This is a genomic window from Vibrio sp. ArtGut-C1 (assembly GCF_002105475.1).
In the GTDB taxonomy this organism is placed as follows: Bacteria; Pseudomonadota; Gammaproteobacteria; order Enterobacterales; family Vibrionaceae; genus Vibrio; species Vibrio diabolicus.
This window is the reverse complement of the sequence record NZ_NCTH01000002.1, coordinates 170,772-182,469: the sequence shown is the minus strand read 5'-3', so window position 1 is coordinate 182,469 and position 11,698 is coordinate 170,772. Positions and strand designations below refer to the sequence as shown.

Genomic DNA, 11,698 nt, shown 5'->3' with positions numbered 1-11,698 from the left:
AAAAAGCGCCCATCAGGCGCTTTCATTTGCAGCGATTATTGATTACTGAATAGTAATACGTGCAAATTTACGTTTGCCTACTTGGAACACGTAAGTACCCGCTGCTGGAGCAAATTTGCTGTCCGCAATTTTTTCACCATCTATCTTCACAGCGCCCTGCTTAACCATACGCATCGCATCTGACGATGATGGGCATAAGCCAGCCTCTTTCAACAGATTGCTCACTGGGCGACCTGCATCAAAATCAAATTCTGGCATTTCATCAGGAATTTGGTTCTTCGCAAAACGGTTTACGAATTCTTGCTCTGCCGCATCTGCATCAGCTTCACTGTGGAAACGAGCAATAATTTCTTTTGCTAGCAATACTTTGATGTCACGAGGGTTTTTGCCCGCTTCTACATCAGCTTTGAATTGAGCAATCTCTTCCAGAGGACGGAAAGATAGCAGCTCGTAGTAGCTCCACATTAGGTCATCAGAAATAGACATGATTTTACCAAACATTTCGCTTGGCGCTTCACTGATACCGATGTAGTTATTTGCTGACTTAGACATCTTCTTCTCGCCATCAAGGCCCACTAGAAGAGGCATCATCAGAACAACCTGTGGTTTTTGACCGTGAGACTTTTGCAGTTCACGACCCATTAGCAGGTTGAACTTCTGGTCAGTACCACCAAGCTCAACGTCAGTTTCCATTGCTACTGAGTCCCAACCTTGTAGAAGTGGGTACATGAATTCATGAATAGCAATTGGCTGACCACCCGCGTAACGCTTTTTAAAGTCATCACGCTCTAGCATACGAGCAACAGTTTGGTTTGCAGCAAGACGAATCATACCTTCTGCACCAAGCTCAGATAACCACTCAGAGTTGAACTGAATCTTAGTTTTTGCAGGGTCTAGAATTTTGAATACCTGCTCTTTGTAAGTTTCTGCATTACGCAATACGTCTTCGCGGCTTAGCGGTGGACGTGTTGTGTTTTTACCTGTTGGGTCACCAACCATTGCAGTGAAGTCACCAATTAGGAACGTCACCTCATGACCTAGCTCTTGGAACAAGCGAAGCTTATTGAAAATAACCGTATGACCTAGGTGAATATCTGGAGCCGTAGGATCCGCACCCAACTTAATACGTAGAGGACGGTCTTCTTTTAGTTTTGCGATAAGCTCTTCTTCTGGAATCAGCTCTTCAACACCGCGCTTAATCTCGGCTAGTGCAGCTTCAATGCTCGCCATTCTTGTTCACTCCCACAGATTTGGCAAAAATATAATAGCTGAACATATTACTTGAATAGCGATGCATTTTGAAACACGTTAGACTAGGTAGTTGTCAATTTTTCCGTTTAATTTAGCAATCAAGTACCTCATGCATTCGATTTTTGTCCGACTTCCACTCTTGCACAAAGTATTGATCGGTTTTTTTAGTGCGCTGATTATCTTCGCGCTCTTCTTTTTACCTGATCCGCAAGACCTAGACCCGCAGCAGAGCCGATTAAAAGTTGGTCAACATTATCCTGTGCCAGTTTCCCTAGAACTCAGTGCACTAAACAGTTCGTCTCCAGCGTCCTCCGCTGTACTGCGTTGGGAAACGTACAAAGTGAAAAATGGTGAGAGTGCCGCCATCTTGTTTAGTCGCGTGGGGCTTTCTGCCCGCCTATTGCATGAGCTTGTCTCATCAGACAAAGAAGTGGAAAAGCAATTAACCCGACTTCGACCTGGCGATCGATTGCAATTCGGTTTTGACGAAAACAACGACTTAGTACAGTTAAGAAGAACATTAAGCGCATTCGAAACTTTTCGTATCACGTTAAAAGATGGCAAATACGTCTCAGAAGTCGATAAAAAAGAAGTCGACTTCCAGTACAACTACGCTGAAGCCACCATCAAATCAAACTTTTGGAATGCGGGAATCTCTTCAGGATTAAATGGCAACCAAATCATGGAACTGGCCGGCATATTTGGCTGGGATATCGACTTTGCTTTAGATATTCGTAAAAACGACAGCTTCCGAGTGCTTTACCAAGAGGAAGTGGTAGAAGGTGAAGTAATCGGTCGTGGAAAAATCATTGCTGCGATCTTTAAAAACCAAGGCGATACCTTCACCGCAATACTGGATCAGAAAAGTGGCAAGTATTACGACGAAAATGGACGAGCAATGAAAAAGGCGTTCTTGCGCGCACCGTTGGATTTCCGTCGAGTTTCGTCTAACTTCAACCCACGCCGCTTACACCCAGTAACGGGACGCGTTCGTCCTCATAGAGGCACGGACTATGCGGCACCAGTGGGCACCCCGATTTGGGCGGCTGGCGATGGTGTCGTTCAAAAATCGTCTTACAACAAATTTAATGGTAACTACGTTTTCATTAAACATAGCAATACTTACATTACCAAGTACCTGCACTTAACTAAACGTACAGTACGAGCTGGTCAACGCGTTAAACAAGGCCAAACCATTGGTACGCTTGGCGGAACAGGTCGTGTAACAGGCCCTCACCTGCACTATGAGTTCCTTGTGAATGGTGTCCATAAAAACCCGCGCACGGTGAATTTGCCACAATCTAAATCCCTAACAGGCAAAGCAAGACAAACTTTCATGGCAAACGCAAAAATTAGCATGGACAAACTTGAGCGCTACAGCAAACTGTTAGCAATGAAGTAAATTGATGTATTGAAAAGGGCAGATCAGCTGCCCTTTTTGTTTCTTCAATATCATCACGATGAAGCTTACTTTTCGGAGTGATGCTCTCTCCCGAGCATGAGCAAGCATGGTGTCAGAACCAGTGTTAGCAAAGTCGCAAACGCCAATCCACCCGCGACAGCCGTCGCAAGTTGAGACCACCATTGAGTGCTTGGCGCGCCAAATTCCACTTTTTGGTTAACTAAGTCGATGTTCATTTCTAGCACCATTGGCAATAAGCCTAGTATGGTGGTCACCGTCGTGAGTAAAACGGGTCTTAAACGCTGCACACCTGTACGCAAGATCGCCTCAGATTTCTCTAAGCCACGTTTACGCATCTGATTATAAGTATCGATTAATACGATGTTGTTATTCACAACAATACCTGCAAGCGCAATCACCCCTATTCCCGACATGATGATGCCAAATGGCTTTTGGAAAATAAGCAATCCAGCAAAGACCCCAACGGTAGAAAACAACACAGCACTGAGGATTAAGAAAGCTTGATAAAAGCTATTAAACTGCGTAATTAAAATCAGAGCCATCACACCAAGCGCGACAATAAAAGCATTTTGCAAGAATGCTGATGAGTTTTCCTGCTCTTCATTTTGACCCCGAATCTTATATTCAATGCCTTCCGGTAAGTCGAGCTGTTCCATTCCAGCGGCAATCTTAGGTAATTCAAGCGCTAAATTGTAACCTTCCACCATATCCGCTTTAATATTGATAACTCGATGACCGTCGACCCGACGAATGGTGTCTTGCTTATGATCTGCTTTGATTTGAGCAAAATTCGTAATCGGTACCAGACCAGCTGCCGTTTTCACTCTCAGTTGGTCAAATCGACCAATATCGCGCTTATCTTGTGGATAGCGTACCAAAATATCGACTTCTTCATCCGCATCATCGGGCAAATAATCGCCTATTTTCAAACCGTTTGTAACAAACTGAACAGTATTCCCGACTAAGGTCGCATCCGCTGCAAAGCGAGAGGCGTCATCTCGCTGGATATCAATTTGCCAATCAATCCCTTCCTTATTAGTGGTATCACTCAAGTTGGTCAGTGCAGGATTACCATCAGCCCAATGTCGTACTTTTTTGGCTGCTTCATCTAACGCACTAACACTCAAATTTCGTGATGACACTTCAATCACGAGATCATGCTCGACAGGCGGTCCTGCGTCCGGGAATTTATATTCAAGTTCAACACCATAAAAGCGGTCTGTCGTCTCTTTTAGTTCCTCAATAATGGTTTTCACTTTGCGTCGATACTGCCAATCCACAGGCGTTATTTGAATCTGGCCAATCTCGTCCCCATTATCGCTCGATCCTGTGCGCGTGTAGACACTTTCAAACTCGTCATGACCGAGCATCACCTTCTCGATTTCGCGCATAACAACATCTTTTTCGTGAATAGACAGGTCACCATAAGAACGAACTTTAACGGTAAAAAAGGCAGGGTCCACCTCAGGGAAAAACTCTGCACCCAAGCCAGCTTTGTTGTAAGTGAAGCCGACACCTGCCGCTAGCAGTATCGCGCTGAGTAAGACCTTCCATGGATGACGAATCGCTACCGACAGAGTCTGGTAATAAAGCTTGGTAATGCCTGTCGCTTTTTCAAAGTTGCCGTTATGCAGCTCAACCATTTCTCGCTGAGCTTTCTGATTGACTACTTGAGGTTTGCCAATGATCCCACCGATGACAGGAACGAACAGCAACGCCATCATCAGTGAAGCGGCCAAGGTAGCAATTAAAGTGAGTGGTAAGTACTTCATGAACTCACCGGTGATGTCAGGCCAGAAAAGTAACGGAGCAAACGCTGCCAATGTGGTTGCAGTGGATGCGGTAATTGGCCATGCCATCCGCTTTGCTGCATCTCGATAGGCTTCTTTACGTGGCGTACCTTCTTGCATGCGCCTGTCAGCAAACTCTGTCACCACAATGGCACCATCCACCAACATGCCCACCGCCATAATTAAGGCAAACAGTACGACGATATTGACCGTCAACCCAAATACCGATAACACCAACAACCCAGTCAAGAACGATCCCGGAATAGAAATACCTACGAGAAGCGCGGTCCTAACCCCCAATATAGCAATAATGACGATCACGACGAGGATAATTGCGGATAAGATATTGTTTTGTAGATCACTGAGCATCAATTTGACATCGTCGGATTGATCCCAAGTGTATTTGACTTGCAAATTGTCGGGCCACTCGGCTCGCTGTTGTCCTTGAGCAATCACCTCTTTGACTAACGCTACGGTTTCAATAATGTTCTCGCCCGCACGCTTTTTCACGTCAAGCACAATGGCAGGCTCACCATCTAAACGAGCAAAACTTTCAGGGTCGCGAAATGCACGCCGTACTGTCGCCACATCGCCAAAAGTGATCACCTCTTTGCCATTCACCTTGATCGGTAGTTCAAGCACATCTTTCAGTGAATCAAACACCGATGGGACTTTTACCGAAAAGCGTCCATACCCAGTATCGACAAACCCCGCTGCCACAACCCGGTTATTCAAGGCGATTAAATTATAGATATCCGCTTGATCGAGACCGTAGCTTTCCATTAATAGTGGATCGACAACTATCTCCACGATGTCTTCGCGATCTCCTGCGATTTCAACCTCAAGAATCTGACGGAAACTTTCCAAGCGATCACGTAACGTTCTAGCAATCTGAACAATGGTTCGCTCTGGTACGGTGCCATAGAGCACAACGGTCAAAACAGGCTCTTCAGATGCAAACGTGACTTCGTTTACCGTTGGCTCATCACTGTCCTCTGGCAATTTTGGCTTCGCAAGGTCAACGGCGTCTCGGACATCTGCCATCGCTTTATCAAGATCCACTCCAACACTAAATTCCAGCGTCACCGAAGCATGACCTTCTGATGCCACAGAGGTCATCTCTTTTACGCCTTCAATAGAGCGCAACTCTTGCTCTATTGGGCGAACTAATAAACGCTCGGCATCGACGGGAGAAATGCCTTGATGTCCAACGGAAACGTAGATAATAGGAATGGTAATATCAGGGCTCGATTCCTTGGGGATAGTGACGTAAGTAATGACACCGGCAATTAAGATCATCACCAATAATGTCAGCATAGTGCGAGCGCGAGATAACGCAGCATCAATCAGAGTGTACATAGGTGCTCCTTACTGCTCACTAGCCGCTTCAACAACTACGTCATCAACTTTGTTGGCCAGTACTTTATCGCCATCGCGTACAAACCCTTGCCCCAGTACGATAATATCGGCTCGCTCTCCTAACCCAGAGAGCCAAACACCATCATCCTCGGCCTTAACGAGCTGAATCGGAACAAATTCAACATGCTCATTACGCAGTGTTTTAACGCCTAAATTACCTTCTTCATCGAGTGCTAGCATTGCAGCCGTAATCTTTACCGCTAACACTTCACTCAACGGCAACTGTACTTCAGCGCTCATACCGGCCGGAATTCTTGCGTCTTGGTTATCAATTTCGATTTCAATTGGAAAGGTGTTAGTAGAAGCAGAAGAAACACGCCCAATGTAGCGTACCCGACCTTGATAATGCTGTTGGTTAATGGTTCTTACATCGGCTTGTAGACCTTCCTTAAGGTATTGTATATGCCGTTCACTGACATCGGCTTCAATCACCAAAGTGTCCAAATCAATGACCGTCGCAATAGGGTCGCCAATCCCTACAAAGTCGCCTAACTCAACAAAGTGGTGATCAACAATGCCATCGAATGGTGCTTTCACCTCGGTATTTCTTAATGCCGTTTGCACGTTGCTCAAATTCGCTCGAGCATCCACCAATGCCGCTTGTGCTGTCGCAAACGCAACTTCGCCCTGTAGTCCGCGACTTTTTAGCGATTTAGCTGCATTAAACTCTTTCTCTTTAACCAACAGCATCGCCTGAGCCCGCTTGAGCTGAATACCAAGATCGCGCTTGTCGATGCTTGCGATCACTTGCCCCTGCTTGACTGTTTGACCTTTTTCTATAGTGAGGCTGACTATTTTACCCGCGACTTCAGCGCCAAGGCGCGCTTGACGATTGGGGGCAGTCCGTCCATACAGTTCGATGGTTTTACTTGTGGGTTCAGCAATAAAGGTGTCGAACATCACCTTTGCAAGTGGCGTGGTGTTAGTTGAAGAGGATGAAGAATTGAGATTATCATCTTGTGCTTTCAGTTGACCTATTGCCAGCCATGCAACAAGAAGCAATATGAGGATAAGAGATACTAGCCACGGGCGCTCGACAATGCGACGTCCGAAAGACGATCCAGACATATAAAGTCCTTTTTATTATTTCTCTGCATATTCTGCGAGAGCGACTTTACGTGACATCCTTCTACGTAAAGTTAAGGCAGCCACTGGCTGCCTGATTGGTGTTAATTACACACTAAACGATGCACCACAACCACATGTTGTCGTTGCATTTGGGTTGTTTACAAAGAAGCGCGCTCCTTCTAACCCTTCTGTGTAGTCAACAATGCCGCCAACGAGATATTGCAGACTCATAGGGTCTACAACCAGTGTTACACCACTGTTTACGATTGTCGTATCGCCTTCGTTTACATTTTCATCAAAAGTAAAGCCGTATTGGAAGCCGCTACAGCCGCCACCAGTAATGTATACGCGCAGTTTCAATGCTGGGTTTTCTTCTTCAGCAATCAATGCTTTAACGCGAGATGCTGCTGCGTCAGAAAAAGATAATGGTACGTTTACTTCGCTCACGAAGACCTCTCTCACTCGTGTAATGCGTCAAGCCTGAAGCAAGACGTCAAATTTGTGCTAATTGAGACGATTATCCAATACCTGACAAACTCGTTCAAGTATTCGCCGCCGATTCTTTATAACAGATGCGGATATATAAGATTACACTGCGAAACAACACATAAATTAAGCAAAACGTTTCTAACTTGATTATAGCTAGGTACAATGCGCTCCACTTGGTCCGAGCAATCAAAAGAGGATAACCCCATGACCAAATCATCAGAGCTGTATCAAAAAGCTCAGCAAACCATCCCTGGCGGTGTCAATTCACCAGTTCGTGCATTCAACGGCGTTGGCGGCTCTCCGCTATTTATCGAACGAGCAGACGGTCCACTGATTTTTGATGCCGATGGTAAAGCGTACATTGATTACGTTGGCTCTTGGGGTCCAATGATTCTTGGCCACAACCACGCGGTTATCCGCGAAGCCGTCATTGACGCAGCGCAACGTGGCCTTAGCTTCGGCGCGCCGACAGAACTTGAAATCGCGATGGCAGAGTTAGTTTCTGAACTTGTTCCATCAATGGAGCAAATCCGCATGGTAAGTTCTGGTACCGAAGCGACTATGAGCGCGATTCGCCTTGCACGTGGCTTCACTGGTCGCGACAAGATCATGAAATTTGAAGGTTGTTACCACGGCCACGCTGACAGCTTGCTAGTCAAAGCGGGCTCTGGCGCATTGACCCTTGGTCAACCAAGCTCTCCTGGCGTTCCTGCAGACTTTGCTAAGCACACACTAACAGCAACATTCAACGACCTAGATTCTGTACGCGAGCTATTCGCTGCTAACAAAGGCGAAATCGCTTGTATCATCGTTGAGCCAGTTGCAGGCAACATGAACTGTATTCCACCAGTGGAAGGCTTCCACGAAGGTCTACGTGAAATCTGTGATCAAGAAGGTGCCCTACTGATTTTTGATGAAGTTATGACAGGCTTCCGTGTGGCACTTGGTGGCGCACAAGCGCACTACAACATCAAGCCAGACCTAACGACACTGGGTAAAGTGATCGGTGGTGGTATGCCAGTGGGGGCTTTCGGTGGTCGTAAAGAAGTAATGCAATATGTTGCGCCAACGGGTCCGGTTTACCAAGCGGGTACGCTTTCTGGCAACCCTGTCGCAATGGCTGCAGGCTATGCATGTTTGAACCTTCTTAAAGAAGAAGGCAACGAAAAACGTCTAGCTTCAAAAACCAAACAACTAGCAGATGGCTTTAAGTCTCTAGCAGAGAAACACAGTATTCCTCTGGTTGTGAACCAAGTCGGTGGCATGTTCGGCTTCTTCTTCACTGACCAAGAAAAAGTGACTTGCTACGAAGACGTAACGAAGTGCGATGTGGAACGCTTCAAGCGCTTCTTCCACTTAATGCTCAAACACGGTGTCTACCTAGCGCCTTCAGCGTTCGAAGCGAGCTTTACTTCCCTTGCTCATGGTTCAAAAGAAATCGATGCCACGCTAGAAGCAGCTGACCGCTGTTTTGCAACTCTTGCAGAAGAAGCAAAATAATCGCTTAAAAGCTGCGATAACTAATTTAAAAAAGGACCATCACGGTCCTTTTTTATTGCCAATTCAATATAACCAATACTGCTAAAACACCAATAACAATGCCAAACCACGGTATTCGTTTGGCTTTTTTCTCGGTTTGACACTTTTTATCACCGTTGCAACAACCCATAGTTCATCTCTTGATTGATAACCGACTGATTTGTGGTCATTATAACAAGGTATATTGCTCTGCTCTAATTCGGCATTGTCATAAGCTTGAAAGAGTTAAGAGTGCAAAGTAATAAAGGTTCAACGCCATCTTTGAAGGCGCAAACCGTAAACGTCACCTGTAAGTTGGACTAATCTCATGCCAAATAATGTAAAAATAACGTCGAGTCACCGAGTGCTAATGGTCGCTTTACTCGCCGCTGCTTTTGCTTGCTACTTATTGGTTGAGCCATACATCAATTCCATTGTGATGGCTTTTATCATTTCTTTGCTCATGTTTCCGGTACACGAATGGTTTGAGCGAAAAATCCCCAAGCACCCCAATATGGCCGCACTGCTGTCATGTGTCGTCTTGACGTTTATTATCGTTATCCCACTGCTATTTGTGTTTGCAGCCATTGTTCAACAAGGCTCTGTTTTTTCACAAAATACGTACAACTGGGTCACTAATGGTGGAATCCAAGATATATTCCAACATCCTTTTGTTATCAAAGGCTTAGCCATAGTTAATGAGTACTTACCTTTCGATAAAATCGAGCCAAAAGCCATTGCGGAAAAAATTGGTCAATTTGCCACATCGTTTGGCTCTAACCTAGTTGCTATCAGTGCCAAAATTTTAGGAGACGCCACCAACTTCCTAATGAATTTTTTCCTGATGCTGTTTGTGCTGTTTTTTCTACTTCGTGATCACGACAAAATTATCTCTGCGATTCGTCATATTCTGCCACTCTCACGTAGCCAGGAAGACCGTATATTGACAGAGATAGAGCAGGTTTCTAAATCAGCCGTGATGGGCTCATTCCTAACGGCTATTGCTCAGGGTCTGGCTGGCGGTATCGGTATGTGGCTCGCTGGCTTCCCTGGGTTATTTTGGGGAACGATGATGGGCTTTGCATCATTCATTCCAGTGGTCGGAACCGCACTAATCTGGATTCCTGCAGCGGCGTACTTGTTCTTAACAGGCGATATGACTTGGGCTATCTTCTTGACGGTGTGGAGTGTGGTCGTCGTTGGTTCTATTGATAACCTATTGCGTCCGCTGCTAATGCAAGGCAGCGCAGGCATGAATACCCTAATGATTTTCTTCTCGTTACTGGGTGGTCTGCATCTATTTGGATTGATCGGCCTGATTTACGGTCCACTGATTTTTGCCGTGACAATGGTACTGTTTAATATCTACGAAGAAGAATTCAAAGACTTCCTCAACCAGCAAGACAACAGCTAGTCACAGCTTAATCACTTCAAGCTTGGGGCAGATTGTGCGAAAATCTGCCCCAATTATTTCTGATGAACCCAATTTATGTCTGCTTATATCGCTCCTAGCCAAATCGCTCAGCGTCAGCTCGAGTACTTCAACGGAAAACATGTTTTAGTTGCAGGTGAAGTCGAAGATCTCTTTCCACTTGAACTGACCAAACACTGTGAATCTGTAGAAGTCTTCACATCAAACTACAGCTTCTACCGTCAAATTCGCACTCATCACAAGGTTAAAAGCCATTTTGGTTCTGAGTTTAATACTGAGACACAAGCAGACATGGTGCTTTTGTACTGGCCTAAAGCCAAAGCCGAAGCCGAATACCTTCTGGCGATGTTGATGGCGAAACTAGGCGTGAACACTGAAATTGTAGTGGTTGGCGAAAACCGCTCAGGTGTTAAAAGCATCGAGAAGATGTTCAAAGAGTATGGCCCGGTCAATAAATACGATTCCGCTCGTCGCTGTTCATTTTACTGGGGCACTTGCCTCAATGAACCAAAGCCGTTCAATCAAGCAGACTGGTTTAAAACCTATACGGTCACACTTGGTGAGCAATCACTGACTGTTAAGAGTTTGCCTGGAGTATTCAGTCATGGCGAATTCGATTTAGGTAGCCGCCTATTACTCGAAACCTTACCTACTCTATCAGGTAAAGTCCTCGACTTTGGATGTGGTGCTGGGGTGTTAGGTGCTTTCATGGCAAAAGCCAATCCAGAAATTGCGATTGAGATGTGTGACATTAACGCGTATGCCATCACATCGAGTCAAGCCACACTAAAAGCCAATGGATTAACCGGCCATGTATTCGCCTCTGATATTTACTCAGACACTGCCGACGATTATCGTTTTATCATCAGTAACCCACCTTTCCACAGTGGTTTAGATACGAACTACAACGCAGCAGAAACACTCTTGGGTCAGGCTCCAAAGTATCTCGATAACCATGGTGAAATGATCATTGTCGCGAATAGCTTCTTAAAATATCCACCAATTATTGAGCGAGCGTTTAATAATTGCGAGACGCTAAATAAGACCAATAAGTTTTCTATCTACTACGCGAAAAAGTCATAATCTTCCCTCGCGCAGGTACAAACCTGCGCGATTTTTTCTCAAAAACTCAACACTCATAAGAAAAACTGCGTCACCCTGCACGCTTTACAACTAACTTTCTTGTCAAAGAAAAAAAACTCGTTAATTTTGTTAATTCTATCTAGTTGAACATCTTATCCGTTTTTAACGAGAACCTCGGCAGCGAAGTACATTTTAGAACTGCCCTTTATGAGTTGTAATCTTATC

Annotated in this window: 8 protein-coding genes; 4 read left to right on the top strand and 4 right to left on the bottom strand. The window is 45.3% G+C overall.

The window, feature by feature from the left end:
* Positions 1-42: 42 nt before the first annotated feature.
* On the bottom strand, positions 43-1,230 hold the full coding sequence (tyrS, locus tag B7360_RS02530) for a tyrosine--tRNA ligase (RefSeq protein ID WP_065645535.1): 1,188 nt from the start codon (positions 1,228-1,230) through the stop codon (positions 43-45).
* Between the two features lie 130 nt (positions 1,231-1,360).
* On the opposite strand from tyrS, the gene B7360_RS02525 reads away from it, so the two are divergent.
* Positions 1,361-2,653 (top strand): peptidoglycan DD-metalloendopeptidase family protein, encoded by a 1,293-nt coding sequence (locus B7360_RS02525; RefSeq protein ID WP_065645536.1) that lies wholly within the window; start codon positions 1,361-1,363, stop codon positions 2,651-2,653.
* A 65-nt stretch (positions 2,654-2,718) separates the two neighbouring features.
* Here the strand turns inward: B7360_RS02525 and vmeK are convergent, their stop codons facing one another.
* From vmeK to erpA, 3 genes are all read right to left on the bottom strand, one after another.
* Positions 2,719-5,823 (bottom strand): multidrug efflux RND transporter permease subunit VmeK, encoded by a 3,105-nt coding sequence (vmeK, locus tag B7360_RS02520; protein ID WP_085342666.1) that lies wholly within the window; start codon positions 5,821-5,823, stop codon positions 2,719-2,721.
* A gap of 9 nt (positions 5,824-5,832) precedes the next feature.
* Positions 5,833-6,951, bottom strand: coding sequence for an efflux RND transporter periplasmic adaptor subunit (locus tag B7360_RS02515; RefSeq protein ID WP_085342665.1), 1,119 nt, complete (start codon positions 6,949-6,951; stop codon positions 5,833-5,835).
* A gap of 105 nt (positions 6,952-7,056) precedes the next feature.
* Positions 7,057-7,398: an iron-sulfur cluster insertion protein ErpA gene (erpA, locus tag B7360_RS02510; RefSeq protein ID WP_005380031.1), complete on the bottom strand. Its 342-nt coding sequence runs from the start codon at positions 7,396-7,398 to the stop codon at positions 7,057-7,059.
* Positions 7,399-7,644: 246 nt separating this feature from the next.
* Here erpA and hemL point away from each other — a divergent pair, with 246 nt between their 5' ends.
* The 3 genes from hemL to rsmC all read left to right on the top strand — a co-directional run bounded on the left by hemL (position 7,645) and on the right by rsmC (position 11,473).
* The gene (gene hemL, locus B7360_RS02505) at positions 7,645-8,940 is read left to right on the top strand and encodes a glutamate-1-semialdehyde 2,1-aminomutase (protein ID WP_085342664.1); all 1,296 of its coding nucleotides are present in this window, start codon (positions 7,645-7,647) and stop codon (positions 8,938-8,940) included.
* A 346-nt stretch (positions 8,941-9,286) separates the two neighbouring features.
* Positions 9,287-10,372, top strand: a complete 1,086-nt coding sequence (locus tag B7360_RS02500; protein ID WP_006743285.1) for an AI-2E family transporter — start codon at positions 9,287-9,289, stop codon at positions 10,370-10,372.
* Between the two features lie 75 nt (positions 10,373-10,447).
* Entirely contained in the window at positions 10,448-11,473 is a 1,026-nt protein-coding gene (rsmC, locus tag B7360_RS02495; protein WP_085342663.1) for a 16S rRNA (guanine(1207)-N(2))-methyltransferase RsmC, read from the top strand.
* The last annotated feature ends 225 nt before the right edge of the window (positions 11,474-11,698 follow it).